Here is a 21,643-nt window from a genome sequence, read left to right as displayed (position 1 = left end):
AGGAGAATGGTCGTCCTGTTCTGGTTGACGATGCCTTCAGCCAAAGGGCGCCGTGCTGTTTACCGTGATCGTTACTCCAGGTGCGGACGGGCAGGCCAGAGCCGTACCGCCAGAGCCAGCAGGGCTGTCGCCAGCGCCAGGCCGGCAACGCCATTCCAGCCCAGGTGGGCCAGCAGCAGACTGCCCAGCGCCGCGCCGCTGGCCATGCCGATGAACATGCCAGTGAAGAGCACCGCGTTGAGGCGGCTGCGCGCCTCGGGTTCCAGGCCGTAGACCTGGGCCTGGTGGGCGATCAGGGTGGCCTGGACGCCGAGATCGAAGACCACCGTCGCCAGCGCCAGCAGCACCAGACCGGCCACGCCCGGCAGCCAAGGCAGCAGCAGCAGGCTGGCAAAGGCCGTGGCCGCCAGGCCGATGCCCAGGCGCGTCACCCATTCCGAGCCATGGCGATCCGCTAGGCGCCCGGCCCAGGGCGCGGCCAGGGCACCGGCGGCACCGGCCAGGCCGAAGGCGCCGGCGGCGGCGCTACCCAACTGGAAGGGCCCGGCATGCAGATAGAGGGCGAGGGTCGACCAGAAGGCACTGAAGCCCACGGACAGCAGCCCTTGCGCCAGGGTCGCCCGGCGCAGGGCGGCATGCTGGCGCCAGAGGGCACCCAGGGAGCCGAGCAGGGCCGGATAGCTGAGCCGGGTGGTGGCGGCGAAGGCCGGCAGACCACGCCAGACCGCCACGGCGATGGCGGCGATGCTGAGGGCGGCGAACAGATAGACCGCGCGCCAGCCCAGCCACTCGCCCACCAGGCCGCTCACCACCCGCGACAGCAGGATGCCCAGCAGCAGCCCCGTCATCACCGTGCCGACGATGCGCCCGCGCTCGGCCGGCGGCGCCAGGGTCGCGGCGGCGGGCACCAGGTCCTGGGCCACGGTGGCGGCCAAGCCGGTGACCAGACTGGCCACCAGCAGCCCGTGCAACCCCGGCGCCAGACTGGCGCCGAGCAGCGCCAGCAGTAGCACGGCCAGCTTGGCCAGGATGATGCGGCGGCGATCGAAGCGATCACCCAGGGGTGCGAGCAGCAGCAGCCCCAGGGCATAGCCGAGTTGGGTGAGGGTGGGGATCAGCCCCACGTCGGCAGCGGGCGCGGGCAGGGCACTGGCCAGGGTGCCCAGCAGGGGCTGGCTGTAATAGAGGTTGGCTACGCTGAGGCCGGCGCCGGTGGCCAGCAGGCCAAGCAGGGCAGGGGATAGACTGCCGCTGTGAGGCGAGGTCTGGCTATGCGAGAGTGGAATGTCGGTCATGGCGATTCTCCGGGTGGGAAGACGATGAGCGCATTCTTCGCCAGAGTGGTCGCTGCCTGTAGCCGAACGCGGGGTACAGGGGGTATACGTAGGCCGTATGAACACCACCTTTACCCATGACCGTCTCGACCTGCTGGAAACCTTCGTGCGTATCGTCGAAGCCGGCAGCCTGTCGGCGGCCGCGCGCCAGCTTGGCACCACCCAGCCTACCGTCAGCCGACGTCTGCAAGCGTTGGAGGGGGCGCTGCAGGTGCGCCTGGTGCAGCGCTCGACCCACGCCCTGCGCCTGACCGAGGACGGCCAGCGCTGCTATCGCCAGGCCCAGCAACTGCTCGGCGACTGGCAGGCTTTCGCCGCCGCCTTGCATGGTGCCCATGCCGAGCCCGAGGGACGGCTGCGGGTGGTGATGCCCCATGCCTTCGGCCAGGAGCAGTTGCTCGATCCGCTGGAGACCTATCTGCGGCGCTATCCCGGTATGCAGGTGGATTGGGTGCTCAGCGACCGGGCGCCCAATTTCGTCGCCGATGGCGTCGACTGCGCCATCCGGGTGGGGGTGGTGGAGGATCCGGATACCGTGGCGGTGCGCCTGGGTGATGTGCAGCGCATCCTGGTGGCGGCGCCGGAGCTGGCGAGCACGCTGCAAGCACCCGAGGAGCTGGCGGCACTGCCCTGGATCGCCATGACGCAGTTCTACCAGACCGAACTGCGCCTGCAGCTGGGCGCAACTGGCGAAAGCCGGCTGATCCCCTTGCGCCCGCGGCTGGCCACCGAGAGTCTCTTCGTCGCCCGTCATGCCGCGGTGCGTGGTCTGGGCTGCGCGGCGCTGTCGCACTGGATGGTGCGCGAGGACGTCGCCGCGGGACGCCTGGTGCACCTGCTGCCGGAATGGCAGGCCGCGCCCCTGCCAATCTATCTCATCTATCCCTACGCCCGGGTCTACCCGGCGCGGCTGCGCCTGTTCCTCGAACTGGTGCGCGAGGCCTGCGCCAGGATGCTGGATGTGACGGCGCCCGCCTGACCTCAAGGATCAGGCGGGCGCCACGAGCGAGGGCGATCAGGCGAGTCGGGCCGCCCGCACCGGCCGCCGCCCGTCCACGCTCAGCGCCCCGGCGCCGAAGGCAGCCACCTGCAACAGGCCCCCGGCGATGGCGATGTTCTTGAGGAAGTGGATCAGTTGGTTCTGATCGGCGAACTGGCTGTGGAATACCAGGGCGGTCGCCAGGGTGAAGGCGGCCATGGCCAGGGCGACCGGGCGGGTGCGGTAGCCGATCAGCAGGAGGCTGGCGAGTCCCAGCTCCACCACCAGGGCGCCCAGGTAGGCGAGGTCCGGGAAGGGCAGGCCCATGGCGGCGATATAGCCCTTGGTGGCGGCCGGGGCGAGCAGTTTGCCTACGCCACTGAACAGGAAGAGGCTGGCCAGCAGCAGGCGGCCGGTGGTGGCGGTGAGGGCTTGGGTGTTCATCGTTGACTGTCCTTTTCCAGGTCTGGCATCCGGCTTGGATGCGATGGGCAAGCTTACTGTCCACTCGATTCCCGAATAAGTAGTGATGGCGCGTTAAACAGTCACCCTCAGGTTGACTATCTTCCCGTTGCTGCAACCTGAATCCTTTCAGCTACACGCCACAGCACAGGCGTACAAAAACCAGCACAGACGTCCAAGGCCGTCCGCCGTCGTCCGAGCGAAAGTTCGCTCCATCGACGGCGCGAGGTCTCTCTCGCAGCCGACTCTTTCATCAGGGGGATGGGTCATGGGAAGCGTGAGGCTGGATCTGGGACTCCTGTTCCTACGCCTGGGCGGCGCCGGGCTGCTCCTGGCGGTGCATGGTCTGCCCAAGGCGCTGCACTTTCGCCAGCAGCTTGGCCTGATCGAAGACCCGCTGCACCTGGGCGCCTGGCCGACGCTGGGCTTCGCCGTCTTCGCCGAGGTGCTCTGTCCGTTGCTGATCGCCCTGGGCTGGGCGACGCGCCTGGCCTGCCTGCCGATCCTCGGGTTGCTGCTGATCGCCCTGCTGGTGGTGCACCCCGAATGGTCTCTGGAGCAGGGGCAGTTCGGCTGGCTGCTGCTGGTGCTGTTCGGCACCCTGGCGCTCACCGGGCCCGGTCGCTATTCACTGGAAGCCCGGCTGGTCAGGCGTCACGCCGCCCAGGGTGGTTTCGCGAGGGCCCTGTCATGAGCGCCACACGCGGGCAGGACCTACATCAGGCGCACAGTCGCATCGTCACCCTGGTGATCCGCCACCAGCCCCTGGCCGGCCAGCAGGACGCCTATCAGCGCTGGCTGCAGCGCGCGGTCACCGCTGCCCGTGAAGCCTGTGGCCATCTCGGTGTGGATGTCATCCCGCCGGCCGAGGCAGGCACCGCCTTCACCACCCTGGTGCGTTTCGCCGACGTCGAGCGGCTGCAGGCCTGGCTGGCTTCGCCGGAACGCCAGGCGCTGATCGCCGAGGTGGCACCGCTGCTGCGCGAGGCCGATGCGCCCGAGGTGCATGCCGACGCCGAGTTCTGGTTCAACCCGCCGCGCCCCGGCGTGCGCCAGCCACCGGCCTGGAAGCAGGCGGTGCTGACCTACCTGGTGATCGCGCCCCTGACCATGCTGATCCCACCACTGTGGCAGCCGCTGTTCGCGCGCTATCCGCTGCTGGCCGGCCCGGTGCCGAGCAACCTGCTGATCACCCTGTGCATCGTGCCGCTGGTGGTGTTCCTGATCATGCCGAGGGTGAGCCGCCTGTGCGCGCCCTGGCTCAACGCCCGCTCGGGCGCCTTTTCCACTCCTTCCACCCTTAGAGGCGAACAACCATGAGCACCTTCACCACCCGCGATGGCGTCGAGATCTATTTCAAGGACTGGGGCAGCGGCAAGCCCGTGCTGTTCAGCCACGGCTGGCCGTTGGACGCCGACATGTGGGATTACCAGATGCATCATCTGGCCAGCCACGGCTATCGCGCCATCGCCTTCGACCGCCGCGGCTTCGGGCGCTCCGGCCAGCCGTGGAATGGCTATGACTACGACACCTTCGCCGACGACATCAAGGAGCTGATCGAGCACCTGGATCTGCGCGACGTCACCCTGGTGGGCTTCTCCATGGGCGGTGGCGACGTCAGCCGCTACCTGGCGCGCCACGGCTCGGCGCGGGTCGCCAAGCTGGCGCTGCTCGGCGCCGTCACCCCGCTGTTCGGGCAGAAGCCGGACTTCCCCCAGGGCGTCGACCAGGGCGTCTTCGACGGCATCCGCGGCGGTCTGCTGAAGGACCGCGCCCAGTTCCTCGCCGACTTCGCGCCAGTGTTCTATGGCACCAACCAGGGCCAGCAGGTCTCCGAAGGCGTCTTCACCCAGACCCTCAACATCGCCCTGCTGGCTTCGCTCAAAGGCACGGTCGACTGCGTCACCGCCTTCTCGGAAACCGACTTCCGTCCGGACATGGCCAAGATCGACGTGCCGACCCTGGTGATCCACGGCGACGCCGACCAGGTGGTGCCCTTCGCGACCACCGGCAAGCTGGCGGCCGAGCTGATACGTGGCGCCGAGCTCAAGGTGTACGCCGGCGCCCCCCACGGCTTCGCGGTGACCCACGCCGCGCAGTTGAACCAGGACCTGCTGGCCTTCGTCGCCCGCTGACCACCCGCCCGGTCAGCAGCAGACGCTGCCCGGGTCGCGAGTACGGTTATGAGCCAAGAACCCCTGGACCCTCAACGCCGCCGCGCCCTCCTGTTGGGCGCCGCCGGCGCGCTCTGGTCCGTCCTGCCCCTGGCCGGACGCGCCGACACTGCCTCTGGAGGCACCATGCAACACGCCGATCTGATCCTGCACAACGGCAAGCTCCACACCGTCGATCCCGAGCGCCCCGCGGCGACCGCGGTCGCCATCAAGGACGGCGTCTTTCTTGCCGTGGGTAGCGATAGCGACGTCATGGCCCATCGCGGCCCGGGCACCCAGGTGGTCGACCTGCGCGGTCGCCGCGCCATCCCGGGCCTCAACGACTCCCACCTGCACCTGATCCGCGGTGGCCTGAACTACAACCTGGAACTGCGCTGGGAGGGCGTGCCCTCGCTGGCCGATGCCCTGCGCATGCTCAAGGACCAGGCCGAGCGTACCCCGGCGCCCCAGTGGGTGCGGGTAGTGGGCGGCTGGAACGAATTCCAGTTCGCCGAGCGCCGGCTGCCGACCCTGGAGGAGCTCAACCAGGCCGCGCCGGACACCCCGGTGTTCATCCTCCACCTTTATGACCGGGCCCTGCTCAACCGCGCCGCCCTGCGTGTCGTGGGTTACACCAAGGACACGCCCAATCCGCCAGGCGGCGAGATCCAGCGCGACGCCCGGGGCGAGCCCACCGGCATGCTCATCGCCCGGCCCAACGCCATGATCCTCTACGCCACCCTGGCCAAGGGGCCCAAGCTGCCGCTGGAATACCAGGTCAACTCCACGCGCCAGTTCATGCGTGAACTCAATCGCCTGGGCCTGACCAGCGCCATCGACGCCGGCGGCGGTTTCCAGAACTATCCGGACGACTACCAGGTCATCCAGGAGCTGGCCGATGCCGACCAGCTCACCGTACGCATCGCCTACAACCTCTTCACCCAGCGGCCCAAGGAAGAGCTGGCCGACTTCAAGAACTGGACCAGCAGCGTCACCCTGCACCAGGGCACCGACTTCCTCCGCCACAACGGCGCCGGCGAGATGCTGGCCTTCTCGGCGGCCGACTTCGAGGACTTCCTCGAACCGCGCCCGGACCTGCCGTCCAGCATGGAAGCCGATCTGGAGCCCGTGGTGCGCCACCTGGTGGAGCAGCGCTGGCCGTTCCGCCTGCACGCCACCTACGATGAATCCATCTCACGCATGCTCGACGTCTTCGAGCGGGTCAATCGCGACGTGCCCTTCAACGGGCTGCCCTGGTTCTTCGACCACGCCGAGACCATCAGTCCGCGCAACATCGAGCGGGTCAAGGCCCTCGGCGGCGGCATCGCCATCCAGGACCGCATGGCCTTCCAGGGCGAATACTTCGTCGACCGCTATGGTGCCAAGGCCGCCGAGCAGACCCCGCCGATCCAGCGGATGCTCGCCGAAGGCGTACCGGTAGGGGCGGGGACCGATGCCACCCGCGTCTCCAGCTACAACCCCTGGACCTCACTGTACTGGATGGTCAGCGGCCGTACCGTCGGCGGCCTGGCGCTCTATCAGGAGGGCCTGCCGCGGGCCACCGCCCTGCAGCTGTTCACCCAGGGCAGTGCCTGGTTCTCCTCGGAACAGGGCAAGAAGGGCCAGTTGCGGGTGGGCCAGTTGGCCGACGTGGCAGTGCTCTCGGCGGACTTCTTCACCGTCGAGGAGGAGGCCATCAAGCACCTGGAGTCGGTGCTGACCGTGGTCGGCGGGCGCATCGTCCATGGCGCCGAGGAATTCGATCGCCTCGGCCCGGCGCCCTTGCCGGTCACGCCGGACTGGTCGCCCGTGGTCAAGGTACCCGGCCACTGGAAGCCCGGCGCGCCCTTGCAGGCTGCCGTGCACCAGTGCGCCGGCGCCTGTTCCGTGCATGGCCACGGCCATGAGCGGGCGCGCCAGAGCCAGGTACCGGTCAGCGACTTCAGTGGCTTCTGGGGCGCCTTCGGCTGCTCCTGCTTCAGCTTCTGAGGACCGCCACCATGACCGCCGCCGCCTTGAACCCCAACGCCGCCTCGCCCTGGCAGCCCCTGCGTCAGCGCACCTTCCGCTGGCTGTGGCTGGCCAGCATCGCGTCCAACATCGGTACCTGGATGCACGAGGTGGGCGCCGGCTGGCTGATGACCTCGCTGTCGGCCAGTCCCCTGGCGGTGGCCCTGGTCCAGGTGGCGGGGGCGTTGCCGATGTTCCTGCTGGCGCTGCCAGCCGGCGCCCTGGCCGACATCGTCGACCGCCGCCGCTACCTGCTCGGCGTACAGCTATGGATGGCCACGGTGGCCCTGGCTCTGGCCGGGCTGACCCTGGCCGGCTGGATGACCGTACCGCTGCTCCTGGGGCTGACCCTGGCCATGGGCGTGGGCACGGCGCTGATGCTGCCGGCCTGGTCGGCGCTCACCCCCGAGCTGGTGGACAAGAGCGAGCTGCCGGCGGCCATCGCCCTGTCCAGCCTGGGCATGAACGTGGCCCGTGCCCTGGGGCCGGCCCTGGCCGGGGTGCTGGTCAGCCTGGCCGGTCCCTGGCTGACCTTCGCCCTTAACGCCGTTTCCTTCCTTGCCGTCATCGTCGCGCTCCTGACCTGGCGGCGCCAACCTGCAGCCGCCGTGCTGCCCGCGGAGCGCCTCTTGGGCGCCGTCCGGGTCGGTTTCCGCTATGCCCGCAGCTCGCTCCAGCTGCAGGTGGTGCTGGCCCGGACCGCCGCGTTTTTCCTCGGCGCCAGCGCCGGTATGGCCCTGCTGCCGCTGCTGGTGCGCCAGGCCCTGCAGGGCACCGCCCTGGATTTCGGCATCCTGCTCGGGTGCGTCGGCCTGGGTGCCATCGCCGGCGCCATGCTCCTGCCGCGGCTGCGCGAACGGCTGTCCAGCGACCTGCTGGTGGCGGGTGCCAGTGCGCTCTATGCCCTGGTCCTGCTCGGCCTGGCCTGGATTCGTGACTTCGCCTGGCTGCTGCCGGTGATGCTGGCCAGCGGCCTGGCCTGGATCGCCGTGCTCTCCAGTCTGCAGGTGGCGGCCCAGACCGCCGTGCCCGGCTGGGTGCGCGCCCGTGCCCTGGCCGTCTACATCCTGGTGTTCTTTGGCACCAGCGCCCTGGGCGGCTTCCTCTGGGGCGCCCTGGCCAGCCACTTCTCCCTGAGCGTGGCCCTGAGCGCGGCGGCCGGGGTGCTGCTGGCCGGCATCGGGCTGACCTGGTGCCTGCGCCTGCCGGTCACCCCGGCGGCCGATATCGCCCCCGCACTGCACTGGCCGACACCGATCCTCGACGACTCCCTGGATCGCGAGCGCGGCCCGGTGATGGTCACCCTGGAATACGACATCGCTCCCGAACACGGTCCGGCCTTTCGCCAGGCCATGCAGGCGGTCGGTGCCATGCGCCGACGCAATGGCGCCTTCTCCTGGGCCCTGCTGCAGGACAGCGCCGAGCCGCGCCGCTGGCAGGAATTCTTCTGCGACGAATCCTGGCTGGAACACCTGCGCCACCACCACCGCGTCACCCAGGGCGAACAGCGCCTGGAAGCGGCGGCGCGCCAGTACCAGACCCCCGGCGTACCCATCGCCATTCGCCATCTCCTGGGCGGCGCCTGATGCCGCCCTTCACCCGCAACCCCCAAACCACTCCCTGAGGACTCCACCATGAGCAAGCCCTACAACCGTCTCGACAAGAACGATGCCGTCGTCCTGCTGATCGACCACCAGGCCGGTCTGATCTCGCTGGTCCAGGATTTCACCCCCAGCGATTTCAAGAACAACGTCCTGGCCCTGGCCAACAGCGCCAAGTTCTTTGGCCTGCCCACCATCCTCACCACCAGCTTCGAGCAGGGCCCCAACGGCCCGCTGGTGCCCGAGCTGGTCGAGCTGTTCCCCGAGGCGCCGTACATCGCCCGGCCCGGCCAGATCAACGCCTGGGACAACGAAGACTTCGTCGCCGCCATCAAGGCCACCGGCCGCAAGCAGCTGATCATCGCCGGCGTGGTGACCGACGTCTGCGTGACCTTCCCGGCCCTGGCGGCCATCGCCGAAGGCTTCGACGTCTTCGTGGTGACCGATGCCTCCGGCACCTTCGACAAGACCGTGCAGCAGGCCGCCTGGGCGCGCATGAGCGCCGCCGGCGTGCAGCTGATGAACTGGTTCAGCGTGGCCTGCGAACTGCACCGCGACTGGCGCAACGACATCGAGGGCCTGGGTGCCCTGCTGTCCAACCACATCCCCAACTACCGCAACCTGATGACCAGCTACGCCAAGCTGTCCGCCAAGTAAGGGGAACGATGGTCCGGCGCCTCCCTCGGCGCCGGACCATCCCTGCCAGACCTTCGCGGAGGGACGCCGTGAACCGCAACGACCTGCGCCGCATCGACCTGCACCTCTTGGTGGTGTTCGAAAGCCTGATGCACGAGCGCAATCTCACCCGCACCGCGGAAAAACTCTTTCTCGGCCAGCCGGCCATCAGCGCCGCCCTGGTGCGCCTGCGGCAATTCTTCGACGATCCGCTGCTGGTGCGCAGTGGCCGCACCATGGAACCCACGCCGCGCGCCCTGGCCATCCTCGCACGCCTGCAACCGGCCCTGGACGGTCTGTCCAATGCCCTCAGCGAGGTCGACGACTTCGATCCCGGTGCCAGCCGTGCGGTCTTTCGCCTGGGCATGTCCGACGATGTCGAATGCGGTCTGCTGCCGCCGCTGCTGGCCCATCTGCGCGAGGTGGCGCCGCACTGCGTGCTGGTGGTGCGCAACGCCAACTTCCTGCTCTTGCCCGGCCTGCTGGCCAGTGGCGAGGTCTCCCTGGGCATCAGCTACACCACCCAGCTGCCGGCCAACGCCAAGTGCCGCACCCTGAGGCACATCCGCGCCCTGGTGGTTCGCGCCGACGCCGATCCGGCGCCCCTGACCCTGGACGACTATTGCGCGCGGCCCCATGTGCTGGTGTCCATGTCCGGCGATCTCTGCGGCAACATCGACGACGACCTGGCGCGCCTCGGGCGTAGCCGCAAGGTGGCCCTGGGCGTGCCCCACTTCAATGGCCTCGGCGCCTTGCTGGCCGGCAGCGACCTGCTCGCCACGGTGCCCGACTACGCCGCCCAAGCCCTGGCCGCCAGTGGCGTCCTGCGCATCGAGGAGCCGCCGTTTCCCATCGTCCCGGCCAAGCTGTCGCTGGTCTGGCGCGCCGCCCAGGACCAGGATCCCGGCGAGCGCTGGTTGCGCGGCGAGATCGTCAGATTCATGGGCGAGACCTCCTAGCGAACTGGGCTATCAGCCACGTCGATAAGCGCTATCCGCCGGTACGATTTATTGGCGAGGGGGTTGGCTTTCTAGGATGGCTGCATGTCTTCCGGAGCCACGCCCATGAACCTCGCCACCTTCCGCAACGCCCTCCGCCTGCTGGCCTGCGCCGGTTTCCTCGCCCTGCTGGGCGGCTGCGCCAACTCCCACAACGCCTACCTCAAGGATGGCAGCACGGCCTACCTGGTGCAGTGCAACGGAGTCTTCGGCCGCTGGTCCGGCTGCGCCGGCGAGGCGGCCGCACGCTGCCCCACCGGCAGCTACCAGGTCCTTGCCCGCAACCACCTGGACGGCGCCAGCGAAGCCCAGGCAGAGGCCAGCGTCGCTGGCCAGTCCTATCCGGTGCGCAACCTGCTGGTGCAGTGTCAGGGCGAACAACTGGCCTGGCGAGTGGGCAACTTCGTGCGCCGGCTGCCGGTGAGCGAGGGGTGAGGGTAGCTCAGCGGACTGCCGCGTTTTCCAGGCTGTGGCGCTGCAGTCAGACCGTAGGTTGGGTTGAGACGGCTCCATCGTCGAAGCCCAACAGGGATGCTCGGCCTTGGGCAATGTTGGGCTTCGCTGCGCTCAACCCAACCTACGAGTGTCCGTAGGCGCGGCGCATCGGCGGACCACCAGCGCCGCTATAAAGCGCGCGGACGGCGGTCAGACCGTAGGTTGGATTGAGATGGCTCCAGCGTCGAAGCCCAACAGGGATGTTCAGCCTTGGGCGATGTTGGGCTTCGCTGCGCTCAACCCCACCTGCGCGGGCTATTAGCCGTGGCCGCATCGGCGGACCACCATGCGCGCGGACGGCCGTCAGACCGTAGGTTGGGTTGAGACGGCTCCATCGTCGAAGCCCAACAGGGATGCTCAGCCTTGGGCAATGTTGGGCGTCGATGCGCTCAACCCAACCTACGAGGGCGCCGTAGGTGCGGCCGCAGCGGCGAAGGCTACTCCGCCAGGGCCTCTCCCAGCACCTTGAGGAATTCCCGCGTCGCCGGTGTCGGCAGCGGCGACCAGATGGCATGGACGTTACGCTGGGGCGCATCGCTGACCGGCACCCGGGCGAGGCCGGCAAAGGTACTGGCGATACTGTCAGGCACCAGACCGATCGCCAGCCCGCGCCGGACGAAGCGTTCCAGCAACTGCATGTTGCCCGTCTCGAAACGCACCCGGTGGGGCAGACCCAGGGCGGCGAAGGCCTCATCGGTCTGCCGCCGCGCCCCGCTGCCGGCGGGCAGGTCCACCAGCGGCAGATCCATCAGCTCATGCAGAGAAAGTCGCTCGCGTCTGGCCAGGACGTGCCCTGCCGGCAGCACCGCCACCAGCTCTTCGCTGAGCAGCAGGCGGCTGTCGACCCCCTCAAGCCGCACTTGGCGCGACACCCCGATCAGGGCGAAATCCAGCTGCCGCTCGCGCACCGCCGCCAGCAGCGTCTGGCTCTTGTCCTGGCGCAGCTCGATGTCCACCTGGGGATGGCGGGCATGGAAGGCGGCTAGTAGCTCGACGATGTCCAGCCGCGGCACCGAGGAGATCAGGCCCACTGTCAGGCTGCCGCGAATGGCACCGACCGCCGCAGCCACGTCCTGCCGCGCTCTTTCCACCGCGGCCAGCGCCTGCCGCGCCTGGACCAGCAGCGCTTCGCCGGCGGGGGTGAGGCGCACCTGCCGCGGCAGGCGTTCGAACAGGGTAGCGCCCAGTTCGGCTTCCAGGCGGGCGATCTGGTGACTGAGCGCCGACTGCACCACATGACAACGCTCGGCGGCGCGGGTGAAGTGGCGCTCCTCGGCCAGGGCGACGGCGAATTCCAGCTGCTTGAGGTTCATGGCGCTATCTTGAAATGAGATCGACACCATCTTAACGATTCATTTAACCGATGGCTGCCGTTGTCCGATACTGATCAGCCTCTCTCTTGCCGGAACCTGCGGATGTCGACTCCCACGCCTCCTCTCAGCCGCTGGCTGACCCTGCTCATGGCCGTCGCCACCGGTATCGCTGTGGCCAGCAACTACTACAACCAGCCGCTGCTGCACACCATCGCCCAGCGCTTCGACCTCAGTTATACCCAGGCCGGCAGCATCGTCACCACCGCCCAGCTCAGCTACGCCGCCGGTCTCCTGCTGCTGGTGCCCCTGGGGGATCTCCTGGAGCGCCGCCGGCTGATCGTCACCATGAGCGTGATCGCCGCCGCCGGCCTGGCCCTGAGTGCCACCGCCACCAGCCTGACCTGGCTGCTAGTGGGCACCGCCATGACCGGACTCTTCTCGGTGGTGGCCCAGGTGCTGGTGCCCTTCGCCGCGACCCTGGCCGCGCCGGAGCAGCGGGGCAGGGCGGTGGGCACTGTCATGAGCGGACTTATCCTCGGTATCCTGCTGGCCCGCACCGTGGCCGGGGCGCTCTCGTCCCTGGGCGACTGGCGCACCGTCTATGCCGTGGCGGCCGGTCTGATGCTGGCCACCGCCCTGGCCCTGCGCCTGGCGCTGCCGCGCTATCAGCAGTCGGCGGGCCTGAGCTACCCACGGCTGCTGGGTTCGGTGTTCGTGCTCTTGCGCGACGAACCTCTGCACCGGCTACGCACCCTGCTGGGCTGCCTGGGCTTCGCCGTCTTCGCGGTGTTCTGGACGCCCCTGGCCTTTCTGCTGGCCGCCGAGCCCTATGGCTTCAGCGATGGCACCATCGGCCTGTTCGGTCTCGCCGGGGCAGTGGGGGCGCTGGCCGCCAACCTGGCCGGGCGCATGGCCGACCAGGGCAAGGGCAGTCTCGCCACCAGCATCGGCCTGGCCTCCCTGACCCTCGCCTGGCTGCCATTGGCCTTCGCCCAGCAATCGCTGGCGGCGCTGCTGGTCGGCATCCTGGTGCTGGATCTCGCCGTGCAGCTCAGCCACGTCAGCAACCAGAACGTGGTCTACCGCCTCCGCCCGGAAGCCCGCAGCCGCCTCAACGCCGGCTACATGACCGGCTACTTCCTCGGCGGCTCCCTGGGTTCGCTGCTGTCGGCGCGGCTGTACGAGCACTTCGGCTGGACCGGCGTCAGCCTGGCCGGCTGCCTGCTGGCCGCCACGGCGCTGGCCGTCTGGTGCCTGTTCCTGCTGCGCCAACGTCAGGCGCGGGCCTGAACGCCATCATCAGCGCGGTCGATGATCGCTATCCCGAGGGACGATTTCTAGGCGCGGGGTGGGCTGGCGACAATGAGTCCACACCCACCCGACAAGGTACTCGTCATGAAAGCCCTCACAGCTCTTTTCGCCGCCACCCTGCTCACTACCGCCATCGCCCAATCCGCCCAGGCCGAGGAAAGCGCCCTGCGCCCCCTGGGGTCGCTGATCGAAAAGCACCAGCAGCAGGATCGCACCCTGGCCGAGAACGGCACTGATCGCAGCCTGCAGCCGTCGATCCAGCGCCAGCAGCAGCGTCTCGACCCGCGTCGTGCCCTGGCTGAAAACGGCGCCGAGCGCAGTCTGCAGCCGGCGATCCAGCGTCAGCAGCAGCGTCTGGATGGCCAACGCCTGGCCGCCGACGGTGCCGAGCGGACCCTGCAGCAGTGGCCCCAGCGTCAACCGACCCGCGGCGCCGTGGCGTGAGTCGGCTGAACCGTCAGGCGGTCGCGCAGATAGTCCGAGAACAGCTGGACGATGCGCGCCGACTGACGATGCTGGGGATAGACCGCATAGACCGCCGCGCTGGGCAGGGCGAAGTCTTCCAGCACCTGCACCAGCGCCCCTGAGGCCAGCGCCGCGCCGATGATGAAGGTCGGCAGCACCGCGATGCCCTGACCGGCAATGGCCGCATCCCGCACCACCTCACCGTTGTTGGCCCGGAGCTGACCCTGCATGGGCAGCACCAGCGGCTTGCCTCCGCGCTGAAAGCGCCATTCCACCTGGCGACCATGGCCATAGAGCAGACAGCTGTGCTCGGCCAGATCCTCCGGCTGCAGCAGCGGCGGCGCCTTCTGTAGATAATCCGGACTGGCGCAGGTCACCAGTTGCATCTCGGTCAGTCGCTTGGCGATCAGGCTGGAGTCGGCCAGGGTGCCGATGCGGATCGACATGTCGTAGCCCTCGGCGAGCAGATCCACCGCCCGGTCATTGAGATCCAGCTCCAGGCGGATCTGCGGATAGGCCGAGAGAAAATCCGGCAGCAGGGGACTCAGGTGCAGGGTGCCGAAGGTCATGGGCGCACTCACGCGCAGCACCCCCTGGGGCACCGTCCGCCGGCTGGAGAGCAATTCCTCGGTGTCGTTGACGTCCTCGAGGATCTTCACCGCCCGCTCATAGAGCAGCATCCCCAGTTCGGTCGCCTGCAGGCGTCGCGTGGTGCGATTGAGCAGCCGCACCCCCAGACTTTCCTCCAGTGCCATGGTCCGCCGGCTGACGAACTGCTTGGACAGCCCCAGCTTGTCGGCGGCGGCGGTGAAGCTGCCCTCGTTCAGGGTGGTGACGAACAGGCGCAGGTCATCGAAATTCATGGTGGCATCCAGGCAGCGGAAGAAGCTTTCGCGGGTTGCCGCGAGCGACCGTCATTGTGCCAAATCGACGATCTATGAGCCGTGCCTTTGCGCTGCGACAATTAATCTCCGCGCAAAAGAAAACCCCCTCGCCACCTTGCGGTGAGGAGGGGGCTCTGGCGTTCGCTGTCGCTTAGACGTTGAAGCGGAAATGCATGACATCACCGTCCTTGACGATGTACTCCTTGCCTTCCAGGCGCCACTTGCCGGCTTCCTTGGCGCCGTTCTCGCCCTTGAAGGCGATGAAGTCGTCATAGGCCACCACTTCGGCGCGGATGAAGCCCTTCTCGAAATCGGTGTGGATGGCCGCGGCCGACTGGGGGGCGGTGGCGCCGACGCGGACGGTCCAGGCGCGCACTTCCTTTACCCCGGCAGTGAAGTAGGTCTGCAGGTTGAGCAATTCGTAGCCGGCGCGGATCACCCGGTTCAGGCCCGGCTCTTCCATGCCCATGGACTCGAGGAACATCTGCTTTTCCTCGTCGTCGTCCAGTTCGGCGATTTCCGCCTCGATCTTGTTGCACACCGGCACCACCACGGCGCCTTCTTCCTCGGCGATGGCGCGGACCACGTCCAGGTGCGGGTTGTTCTCGAAGCCGTCTTCGGCGACGTTGGCGATGTACATCACCGGCTTGCTGGTCAGCAGGTGGAAGCTGCGCACCAGGCGCTTCTGCTCCTCGTCCAGCCCCTTCATCAGGCTGCGGGCAGGCTTGCCGGCCTCGAAGTGGGGAATCAGCTGTTCCAACAAGGCCTTTTGCGCCAGGGCTTCCTTGTCGCCGCCCTTGGCGTTGCGGGTGACGCGCTGCAGCTGCTTCTCGCAGCTGTCGAGGTCGGCGAAGATCAGCTCCAGGTCGATCACCTCGATGTCCCGCTTGGGGTCCACCGAGTTGGCCACGTGGATGACGTTCTCGTCTTCGAAGCAGCGCACCACGTGGGCGATGGCATCGGTCTCGCGGATGTTGGCGAGAAACTTGTTGCCCAGGCCTTCACCCTTGGAGGCACCGGCCACCAGGCCGGCGATGTCGACGAACTCCATGGTGGTGGGGATCACCCGCTCGGGCTTGACGATCTCCGCCAGGGCGTTCAGCCGCGCATCGGGCATGGGCACGATGCCGCTGTTGGGCTCGATGGTGCAGAAGGGGAAGTTTTCCGCCGCGATACCGGATTGGGTCAGGGCATTGAACAGGGTGGACTTGCCGACGTTGGGCAGGCCGACGATGCCGCAATTGAATCCCATGGTGTGTGTCCTCGCGGAAGAAAAGGAAGAGGGTAGGGTAGGTCAGGCTTTGCGGCTGTGCAGGCGTTGCATGGCCCGGGTCAGGTCGCCGGAGAGCAGCTCCGGTACCACTTCCAGGGCGGCGTCGATGCTGGTGTCGAGCAGCTCCTGCTCGCTGCGCGGGGCGCGACCCAGCACGAAGTTGGAGACCAGGCTGGCATGCCCCGGATGGCCGATGCCCAGACGTAGACGCTGGAAACCGTTCTGATTGCCGAGCTGGGCGATGATGTCGCGCAGTCCGTTGTGCCCCCCATGGCCGCCGCCGGTCTTGAGGCGGGCGGTGCCGGGTGGCAGGTCGAGTTCGTCATGGGCCACCAAAATGGCCGCCGGCGGGATGCGAAAAAAGCCGGCGAGTGCCGCCACGGCCTGGCCGCTGCGGTTCATATAGGTGGTGGGGATGAGTAGACGAACCTCGTTGCCCGCGTGGCGAAAGCGCCCCACGAGGCCATGATACTTGCGCTCGACAGCCAGGCTCGCACCTTGGGCAGCTGCCAGCCGCTCAACGAAAAGGGCCCCTGCATTATGCCGGGTCTGGTCGTATTCGGGGCCTGGATTGCCCAGGCCGACGATCAGTTGAACGGCAGTCATGTCAGGAGCCCTTCTCTTTCAGGCGTGCGCGAACTTACTCGGCAGTGCCTTCTTCGGCAGCGCCGTCTGCAGCTTCTTCACGGATGCGCGGCAGGTGGATGCTGGCAACCGGCAGATCGCTGCCGTGGGCCAGGGACACCAGCTCGACGCCAGCCGGGACGTTCAGGTCGCTCAGGTGCACGATCTGGTCCAGCTCGACCTTGGCCATGTCGACTTCGATGAATTCCGGCAGGTCTTTCGGCAGGCAGGAGACTTCGACTTCGTTGATGGTGTGCAGGATCTCGCCACCCTGTTGCTTCACGCCCACGGAGGTTTCCTGGTTCATGAAGTGCAGGGGCACGTGAGCGGTCAGCTTCTGACCGGCGATGACGCGCAGGAAGTCGGCGTGCATGACGTAGCCCTTGGAGGGGTGACGCTGCAGGGCTTTGACCAGCACGCTTTCGTTGCTGCCATCAACCTTCAGGGTGATGACGCTGGCGAAGGCGGCTTCGCTTTCCAGCATCTTGGCCAGGTCTTTGCCGACCAGGGTGATGGACGTCGGAGCCTTGTCGCCACCGTAGATCACGGCGGGAACGTTACCGGCATTACGACGCAGGCGGCGGCTCGCACCTTTCCCCAGGTCGGAACGCACTTCGGCATTCAGAGTGAAATCAGACATTGTGAATCTCCAGGATAAGGAATCGGCAGACCGGGACTTGCGACCAGTTCTACGGCCCTACCGACTAAAAAGCCCCGGTAGACCGTCACGGCCTTCCGGGGCGCTTCCAGAGCGGCTGTTCCTTAACGGAACATCGCGCTGATGGATTCTTCGTTACTGATCCGGCGTACCGCCTCGGCCACCACGGGCGCGATGTCCAGTTGGCGGATACGGCTGCAGGCCTGAGCCGCGGCGGACAACGGAATGGTGTTGGTCACCACCAGCTCGTCCAGCACGGAGTTGTCGATGTTCTCGATGGCGCGACCCGACAGCACCGGGTGGGTGCAGTAGGCCAGGACCTTGGCGGCGCCGTGTTCCTTCAGCGCCTTGGCCGCGTGGCACAGGGTGCCGGCCGTATCGACCATGTCGTCAACCAGCACGCAGGTGCGGTCCTGGATGTCACCGATGATGTGCATCACTTCCGACTGGTTGGCCTTGGGCCGGCGCTTGTCGATGATCGCCAGGTCCACACCCAGGCTCTTGGCCACGGCACGCGCACGCACCACGCCGCCGATGTCCGGAGAGACGATCATCAGATTTTCGAAACGCTGGTCTTCGATGTCATCCACCAGGGCGGGGGAGCCGTAGATGTTGTCCACGGGAATATCGAAGAAGCCTTGGATCTGGTCGGCGTGCAGGTCGACGGTGAGCACGCGATTGATGCCCACCACGGTCAGCATGTCGGCCACGACCTTGGCGCTGATGGCGACCCGCGCGGAACGCGGACGGCGATCCTGGCGCGCATAGCCGAAATAGGGGATGACTGCGGTGATACGAGTCGCCGAGGAGCGGCGGAAGGCATCGGCCATCACCACCAGTTCCATCAGGTTGTCGTTGGTCGGCTCGCAGGTAGGCTGGATGATGAAGACATCCTTGCCCCGTACGTTCTCGTTGATTTCGACGCTGATCTCGCCATCGGAGAATTTTCCGACGGAGACGTCACCGAGAGGGATGTGCAGCTGGCGCACGATGCGCCGTGCCAGATCGGGGTTGGCGTTCCCCGTGAAGACCATCATCTTGGACACGCTGCAGTTCCTGCGGCTTGAGGTGGGTCTTGGAAGGAAAATGGCAGGGGCGGCTGGATTCGAACCAACGCATGGCAGGATCAAAACCTGCTGCCTTACCGCTTGGCGACGCCCCTGTATCTTGCAGAGTACTAGCTGTACTCATTCTCTGGTCAGGCTTGCCAGCGCCCGGTGCAACATGGAAGTGTTGCTGCCTTTGGCTACGAAGCCTGGAAGTGATGCTGGTAGCTGGCTAGCTACTGTATCAGCTTCGGTCTTATTTGGAAAGCTTCCAAATATGCAACCTCCAGTGCCGGTTAATCTAGCTGAAACAAATTTGTTTAGCAAGATCAAAGCGTTACGAATTTCTGGGTAACGCCTTTCGACCGTACTCTGGCAGTCGTTTCGACCTGACCACTTGAGAACGGCGCAAACTTTAATGGCGGGAGTGTCCCGTGTCAACAGCGGATCTGAAAAAATTTCTGCTGTACTTACAGAGACTTGCGGCACCGCCACGAGATACCAGGGTTCCGGCGGCGCGACGGGGGTGAGCTTTTCCCCCACGCCCTCGGCAAAGGCGGCCTGGCCGCGGACGAATACCGGCACGTCAGCGCCCAGGCGCAGCCCCAGCGCCGCCAGGTCGTCGAGGCTGGCGCCCAGGCCCCAGAGATGATTCAGACCGAGCAGGGTGGTGGCGGCATCCGAGCTGCCGCCACCGATGCCGCCACCCATGGGCAGGCGCTTGGTCAGCCAGAGGTCAGCGCCCTGGCGGGTACCGCTTGCTTCCTGCAGCAGGCGAGCGGCGCGCAGGATGAGATTCTGTTCGGGGGCGACGCCCGGCAGGCCGTCGTGCAGGTGTAGTTCGCCGTCATCGCGCCCGGCGAAGCCCAGGTCATCGCCCCAGTCGAGAAACTGAAACAGCGTCTGCAGTTCGTGATAGCCGTCCGGGCGGCGACCAAGGATGTGCAGGAACAGATTGAGCTTGGCCGGCGCCGGCAGGGTGAAGGCGGGCGCCGGGGTCATTTGCCCAGCTCGCGCGGCTGCCAGGTCTTCACCACCAGGATGACTTCCAGGTCCTTGCCGGTGAGCTTGAGGCGCTCGGGCAGGGTGTAGCCGTTCTGCTCGGTGTAGCGGGTGTATTCGACGGTCCAGCCGTCCTGCACCAGGCGCGCCAGGTGGCTGTCGGCGTCCAGGGTCAGCTGGCTGCGACTGTCCGGCGCCGGCAGGCCGCGCACCCACCAGAGCAGGTGCGAGACCGGCAGGCGCCAGCCGAGTTGCTGCTCCAACAAGGCTTCCGGGGAATCGGCCTGATAGCTGCCCTGGCCGGAGACGTCGAGGGTGACGGCGCCCGGACGCCCGGTGAGGCGAGTGGCGCCGCGGCCCAGGGGGCCGGCCAGGCGGATATCGTAGTAGTCCTGGCGCTGCAGCCAGAACAGGGTGCCGCTGCCGGAATCGCGCGGGGCGCGGATGCCGACTTTGCCGTCGATCTGCCAGCCGTCGAGGGCAGCGATACGTTTCTTGTGAGCCTGCCATTGGGCGGCGTTGCCCTGGCCTTCCACGGCCTCCTGGCGAGAGGTGCTGGCGCAACCGGCCAGCAGGGCGAGCAGCAACAGGGTGACGAAGGTACGGACGCGGATCATCGGAGGGTTTCGCTTCCAGTCAGGCGTTTGAGGGTACTGCGCAGGATGGCGTCATCGGCGTCGGCGTCGAGGCCCACGCGCCAGACCTTGCGCGCTTCGCTGCGCTTGCCCTGGGCCCAGAGCACCTCGCCCAGGTGGGCCGCCACTTCGGCATCGGGGAAGCGCTCGTAGGCCTGGCGCAGATAGCGCTCGGCGTCGGCCAGCTGGCCCTGGCGATAGCGGATCCAGCCCATGCTGTCGAGGATGGCCGGATCGTCCGGGCTCAACTGGTGGGCCTTGTCGATCAGCTGGCGCGCCTCGGCCAGCCGCGGCGTGCGATCGGCCAGGGTGTAGCCGAGGGCGTTGAGCGCCATGGCGTTGTCGGGGTCGTGGGCGATGATGTAGCGCAGATCGCTTTCCAGCTGCCCGAGGTCGCCGCGCTTTTCCGCCAGCATGGAGCGGACATAGAGCAGGTTGAGGTCGTTGGGATACTGCTGCAGGGCCTGCTGCACGGTCTGGTCGGCGAGGGCGGTCTGGTCGGCACTGGCCAGGCCTTCGACTTCCAGCAGATAGAGCGGCACGGCGTATTCGCTCTGGCGCTTGCGCGCCTCGGCCAGGCGTTGACGGGCCTCGGCGATGCGGCCGACGCCGAGCAGGATTTCCGCCTGACGCTGTTGGGCGGCCAGGTAGTCGGTGCCCGGGCCGACCTGGGCGTATTCGGCCAGCGCCTGTTCGGGCTGATCGAGTTCTTCGTAGCTGCGGCCCAGGTTGAGATGCGCGGCGTCCACGTGGCTGCCGCGGTCGATCAGTTCTTTCAGATAGATCTGGGCTTCGCGCCAGGCCTGGGCTTCCAGGCAGACCAGCGCCAGGGAGAATCTCAGGTCATCGTCGTCCGGGAACTGAGTGACCAGTTCGGCGAATTCACGCTTGGCCTGGTCCAGGCGATCCAGCTCCACTAGCAGCCGGGCATGGGCCAGGCGCAGGCGGCGGTCTTCGGGATGCTGACGGATGCCGGCTTCGAGCAGTGGCAAGGCCTCGGCGCTGCGGTCCTGGCTCTGCAGCAGGCGCGCGCGCAGGAGCAGGGGCGCGACTTCGCGCTTGGCCGCCGGATTGCGCTCCAGCAATTTCAGCGCCTCGTCGGCGCGGCCGTCCTGTTGCAGCAGCAGGGCCTTGCCGAACAGCAACTGACCGTTGTGCGGATACTTGGCCAGCAGCCGATCGAAGCTCTTGAGCAGCCCGGCGCGGGTGGTCTCGTCGGTTTCCGCCGCGGACAGGGCGAGGAAGTCGAAATGGGTGTCGCCCTGGCCCTGGAGCACCCGCTCCATATAGGCCATGGACTCGTCATAGCGACCGGCGCGGGCCAGCATGATGGCGGCGGCGCGCTGGGCATCCAGGTTGTCGGGGGCGTTGCGCGCCCAGATCTGTGCGGTTTCCAGCGCCGGGGTATCGGCGCCCAGGTATTCGGCGATGCGGAAGGCGCGTTCGGCGATGCCCGGATCCTGGGTCGACTTGGCCTGTTCGACATAGTTGGTCAGGGCGATGTCGAATCGGTTGCGCTGGCCGGCCAACTCGCCGACCAGCAGGTCATAGAGGGTGTCTTCGCGAAAGGAACCGGCCGGTTGCGGCGTGCTGGTCTTGGCGGTGGGCGGCGGGATGGCGGCAGCGGGCGTCGGCTGGCGGCCGAGGTTCTGGCAGCCGGCGAGCAGAAGGGCGGTCGTCAGCAGCGCAAGGTATCTGGTCATAGGGTCGGGGCGGCCTTTTTAC

At 67.4% G+C, this 21,643-nt stretch carries 22 protein-coding genes and 1 tRNA gene; 11 read left to right on the top strand and 12 right to left on the bottom strand.

Annotated features, from left to right (window positions below):
- Nucleotides 1-71 precede the first annotated feature (71 nt).
- A complete protein-coding gene (locus NRG74_RS14565) occupies nucleotides 72-1,295 on the bottom strand; it encodes an MFS transporter (RefSeq protein ID WP_184291928.1) in 1,224 nt (407 codons plus the stop codon).
- A 97-nt stretch (nucleotides 1,296-1,392) separates the two neighbouring features.
- Between NRG74_RS14565 and NRG74_RS14560 the strand changes: the two genes are divergently transcribed.
- Nucleotides 1,393-2,313 (top strand): LysR family transcriptional regulator, encoded by a 921-nt coding sequence (locus NRG74_RS14560; protein ID WP_068385054.1) that lies wholly within the window; start codon nucleotides 1,393-1,395, stop codon nucleotides 2,311-2,313.
- Nucleotides 2,314-2,349: 36 nt separating this feature from the next.
- Here the strand turns inward: NRG74_RS14560 and NRG74_RS14555 are convergent, their stop codons facing one another.
- The gene (locus tag NRG74_RS14555; RefSeq protein WP_257704646.1) at nucleotides 2,350-2,757 is read right to left on the bottom strand and encodes a DoxX family protein; all 408 of its coding nucleotides are present in this window, start codon (nucleotides 2,755-2,757) and stop codon (nucleotides 2,350-2,352) included.
- 286 nt (nucleotides 2,758-3,043) lie between these two features.
- Here NRG74_RS14555 and NRG74_RS14550 point away from each other — a divergent pair, with 286 nt between their 5' ends.
- The 8 genes from NRG74_RS14550 to NRG74_RS14515 all read left to right on the top strand — a co-directional run bounded on the left by NRG74_RS14550 (nucleotide 3,044) and on the right by NRG74_RS14515 (nucleotide 10,647).
- On the top strand, nucleotides 3,044-3,469 hold the full coding sequence (locus tag NRG74_RS14550; protein WP_017641110.1) for a DoxX family protein: 426 nt from the start codon (nucleotides 3,044-3,046) through the stop codon (nucleotides 3,467-3,469).
- On the top strand, nucleotides 3,466-4,095 hold the full coding sequence (locus NRG74_RS14545) for an antibiotic biosynthesis monooxygenase (RefSeq protein ID WP_064309323.1): 630 nt from the start codon (nucleotides 3,466-3,468) through the stop codon (nucleotides 4,093-4,095). The genes NRG74_RS14550 and NRG74_RS14545 overlap by 4 nt, the downstream gene beginning before the upstream one ends.
- Nucleotides 4,092-4,910, top strand: coding sequence for an alpha/beta fold hydrolase (locus tag NRG74_RS14540; RefSeq protein ID WP_068385046.1), 819 nt, complete (start codon nucleotides 4,092-4,094; stop codon nucleotides 4,908-4,910). Before NRG74_RS14545 ends, NRG74_RS14540 begins: the two co-directional genes overlap by 4 nt.
- Nucleotides 4,911-5,075: 165 nt before the next feature.
- Nucleotides 5,076-6,917, top strand: coding sequence for an amidohydrolase (locus tag NRG74_RS14535; protein WP_177323665.1), 1,842 nt, complete (start codon nucleotides 5,076-5,078; stop codon nucleotides 6,915-6,917).
- Nucleotides 6,918-6,928: 11 nt separating this feature from the next.
- Nucleotides 6,929-8,524, top strand: a complete 1,596-nt coding sequence (locus NRG74_RS14530; protein ID WP_257704645.1) for an MFS transporter — start codon at nucleotides 6,929-6,931, stop codon at nucleotides 8,522-8,524.
- Between the two features lie 48 nt (nucleotides 8,525-8,572).
- Nucleotides 8,573-9,196: an isochorismate family cysteine hydrolase YcaC gene (gene ycaC / locus NRG74_RS14525; RefSeq protein ID WP_017641105.1), complete on the top strand. Its 624-nt coding sequence runs from the start codon at nucleotides 8,573-8,575 to the stop codon at nucleotides 9,194-9,196.
- A gap of 68 nt (nucleotides 9,197-9,264) precedes the next feature.
- Nucleotides 9,265-10,173 (top strand): LysR family transcriptional regulator, encoded by a 909-nt coding sequence (locus NRG74_RS14520; RefSeq protein ID WP_160924133.1) that lies wholly within the window; start codon nucleotides 9,265-9,267, stop codon nucleotides 10,171-10,173.
- A gap of 105 nt (nucleotides 10,174-10,278) precedes the next feature.
- A complete protein-coding gene (locus NRG74_RS14515; protein WP_068385040.1) occupies nucleotides 10,279-10,647 on the top strand; it encodes a hypothetical protein in 369 nt (122 codons plus the stop codon).
- 497 nt (nucleotides 10,648-11,144) lie between these two features.
- Here NRG74_RS14515 and NRG74_RS14510 read toward each other — a convergent pair whose 3' ends face one another.
- On the bottom strand, nucleotides 11,145-12,020 hold the full coding sequence (locus NRG74_RS14510) for a LysR family transcriptional regulator (protein WP_257704644.1): 876 nt from the start codon (nucleotides 12,018-12,020) through the stop codon (nucleotides 11,145-11,147).
- A 102-nt stretch (nucleotides 12,021-12,122) separates the two neighbouring features.
- On the opposite strand from NRG74_RS14510, the gene NRG74_RS14505 reads away from it, so the two are divergent.
- Nucleotides 12,123-13,310 (top strand): MFS transporter, encoded by a 1,188-nt coding sequence (locus NRG74_RS14505; RefSeq protein WP_257704643.1) that lies wholly within the window; start codon nucleotides 12,123-12,125, stop codon nucleotides 13,308-13,310.
- Between the two features lie 105 nt (nucleotides 13,311-13,415).
- A complete protein-coding gene (locus NRG74_RS14500; RefSeq protein WP_017641100.1) occupies nucleotides 13,416-13,775 on the top strand; it encodes a hypothetical protein in 360 nt (119 codons plus the stop codon).
- On the opposite strand, the gene NRG74_RS14495 is transcribed toward NRG74_RS14500, so the two are convergent.
- The 9 genes from NRG74_RS14495 to NRG74_RS14455 form a co-directional block, all read right to left on the bottom strand.
- Entirely contained in the window at nucleotides 13,748-14,659 is a 912-nt protein-coding gene (locus NRG74_RS14495) for a LysR family transcriptional regulator (protein ID WP_064309314.1), read from the bottom strand. The two genes, NRG74_RS14500 and NRG74_RS14495, sit on opposite strands and share 28 nt — an antisense overlap.
- A gap of 172 nt (nucleotides 14,660-14,831) precedes the next feature.
- A complete protein-coding gene (gene ychF, locus NRG74_RS14490) occupies nucleotides 14,832-15,932 on the bottom strand; it encodes a redox-regulated ATPase YchF (protein WP_257704642.1) in 1,101 nt (366 codons plus the stop codon).
- 42 nt (nucleotides 15,933-15,974) lie between these two features.
- Nucleotides 15,975-16,559, bottom strand: coding sequence for an aminoacyl-tRNA hydrolase (gene pth / locus NRG74_RS14485; protein ID WP_017641091.1), 585 nt, complete (start codon nucleotides 16,557-16,559; stop codon nucleotides 15,975-15,977).
- Between the two features lie 34 nt (nucleotides 16,560-16,593).
- A complete protein-coding gene (locus tag NRG74_RS14480; protein ID WP_017641090.1) occupies nucleotides 16,594-17,217 on the bottom strand; it encodes a 50S ribosomal protein L25/general stress protein Ctc in 624 nt (207 codons plus the stop codon).
- A 122-nt stretch (nucleotides 17,218-17,339) separates the two neighbouring features.
- A complete protein-coding gene (locus tag NRG74_RS14475) occupies nucleotides 17,340-18,281 on the bottom strand; it encodes a ribose-phosphate pyrophosphokinase (protein WP_017641089.1) in 942 nt (313 codons plus the stop codon).
- A 41-nt stretch (nucleotides 18,282-18,322) separates the two neighbouring features.
- Nucleotides 18,323-18,397, bottom strand: a tRNA-Gln gene (locus NRG74_RS14470).
- Between the two features lie 25 nt (nucleotides 18,398-18,422).
- On the bottom strand, nucleotides 18,423-19,283 hold the full coding sequence (gene ispE, locus NRG74_RS14465; RefSeq protein ID WP_081594587.1) for a 4-(cytidine 5'-diphospho)-2-C-methyl-D-erythritol kinase: 861 nt from the start codon (nucleotides 19,281-19,283) through the stop codon (nucleotides 18,423-18,425).
- Nucleotides 19,280-19,900 carry a lipoprotein insertase outer membrane protein LolB gene (lolB, locus tag NRG74_RS14460; RefSeq protein ID WP_133861552.1) on the bottom strand — a complete coding sequence of 207 codons (621 nt, stop codon included), beginning with the start codon at nucleotides 19,898-19,900 and terminating at the stop codon, nucleotides 19,280-19,282. The genes ispE and lolB overlap by 4 nt, the downstream gene beginning before the upstream one ends.
- Nucleotides 19,897-21,621, bottom strand: a complete 1,725-nt coding sequence (locus NRG74_RS14455; protein ID WP_257704641.1) for a tetratricopeptide repeat protein — start codon at nucleotides 21,619-21,621, stop codon at nucleotides 19,897-19,899. The genes lolB and NRG74_RS14455 overlap by 4 nt, the downstream gene beginning before the upstream one ends.
- Nucleotides 21,622-21,643 lie beyond the last annotated feature (22 nt).

Origin of the sequence: Pseudomonas oryzihabitans (assembly GCF_024652905.1) — a bacterium.
GTDB classification, from domain to species: Bacteria; Pseudomonadota; Gammaproteobacteria; order Pseudomonadales; family Pseudomonadaceae; genus Chryseomonas; species Chryseomonas benzopyrenica.
Note: the sequence above shows the minus strand (reverse complement) of the source record. Positions and strands in the feature narration are given on the sequence as shown.

What these genes read in the sequence shown, in the direction of transcription:
- NRG74_RS14565 (WP_184291928.1), bottom strand. Translation starts at nt 1,295, where the DNA reads ATGACCGACATTCCACTCTCGCATAGCCAGACCTCGCCTCACAGCGGC.
- NRG74_RS14560 (WP_068385054.1), top strand. Translation starts at nt 1,393, where the DNA reads ATGAACACCACCTTTACCCATGACCGTCTCGACCTGCTGGAAACCTTC.
- NRG74_RS14555 (WP_257704646.1), bottom strand. Translation starts at nt 2,757, where the DNA reads ATGAACACCCAAGCCCTCACCGCCACCACCGGCCGCCTGCTGCTGGCC.
- NRG74_RS14550 (WP_017641110.1), top strand. Translation starts at nt 3,044, where the DNA reads ATGGGAAGCGTGAGGCTGGATCTGGGACTCCTGTTCCTACGCCTGGGC.
- NRG74_RS14545 (WP_064309323.1), top strand. Translation starts at nt 3,466, where the DNA reads ATGAGCGCCACACGCGGGCAGGACCTACATCAGGCGCACAGTCGCATC.
- NRG74_RS14540 (WP_068385046.1), top strand. Translation starts at nt 4,092, where the DNA reads ATGAGCACCTTCACCACCCGCGATGGCGTCGAGATCTATTTCAAGGAC.
- NRG74_RS14535 (WP_177323665.1), top strand. Translation starts at nt 5,076, where the DNA reads ATGCAACACGCCGATCTGATCCTGCACAACGGCAAGCTCCACACCGTC.
- NRG74_RS14530 (WP_257704645.1), top strand. Translation starts at nt 6,929, where the DNA reads ATGACCGCCGCCGCCTTGAACCCCAACGCCGCCTCGCCCTGGCAGCCC.
- ycaC (WP_017641105.1), top strand. Translation starts at nt 8,573, where the DNA reads ATGAGCAAGCCCTACAACCGTCTCGACAAGAACGATGCCGTCGTCCTG.
- NRG74_RS14515 (WP_068385040.1), top strand. Translation starts at nt 10,279, where the DNA reads ATGAACCTCGCCACCTTCCGCAACGCCCTCCGCCTGCTGGCCTGCGCC.
- NRG74_RS14510 (WP_257704644.1), bottom strand. Translation starts at nt 12,020, where the DNA reads ATGAACCTCAAGCAGCTGGAATTCGCCGTCGCCCTGGCCGAGGAGCGC.
- NRG74_RS14505 (WP_257704643.1), top strand. Translation starts at nt 12,123, where the DNA reads ATGTCGACTCCCACGCCTCCTCTCAGCCGCTGGCTGACCCTGCTCATG.
- NRG74_RS14500 (WP_017641100.1), top strand. Translation starts at nt 13,416, where the DNA reads ATGAAAGCCCTCACAGCTCTTTTCGCCGCCACCCTGCTCACTACCGCC.
- NRG74_RS14495 (WP_064309314.1), bottom strand. Translation starts at nt 14,659, where the DNA reads ATGAATTTCGATGACCTGCGCCTGTTCGTCACCACCCTGAACGAGGGC.
- ychF (WP_257704642.1), bottom strand. Translation starts at nt 15,932, where the DNA reads ATGGGATTCAATTGCGGCATCGTCGGCCTGCCCAACGTCGGCAAGTCC.
- pth (WP_017641091.1), bottom strand. Translation starts at nt 16,559, where the DNA reads ATGACTGCCGTTCAACTGATCGTCGGCCTGGGCAATCCAGGCCCCGAA.
- NRG74_RS14480 (WP_017641090.1), bottom strand. Translation starts at nt 17,217, where the DNA reads ATGTCTGATTTCACTCTGAATGCCGAAGTGCGTTCCGACCTGGGGAAA.
- ispE (WP_081594587.1), bottom strand. Translation starts at nt 19,283, where the DNA reads ATGACCCCGGCGCCCGCCTTCACCCTGCCGGCGCCGGCCAAGCTCAAT.
- lolB (WP_133861552.1), bottom strand. Translation starts at nt 19,900, where the DNA reads ATGATCCGCGTCCGTACCTTCGTCACCCTGTTGCTGCTCGCCCTGCTG.
- NRG74_RS14455 (WP_257704641.1), bottom strand. Translation starts at nt 21,621, where the DNA reads ATGACCAGATACCTTGCGCTGCTGACGACCGCCCTTCTGCTCGCCGGC.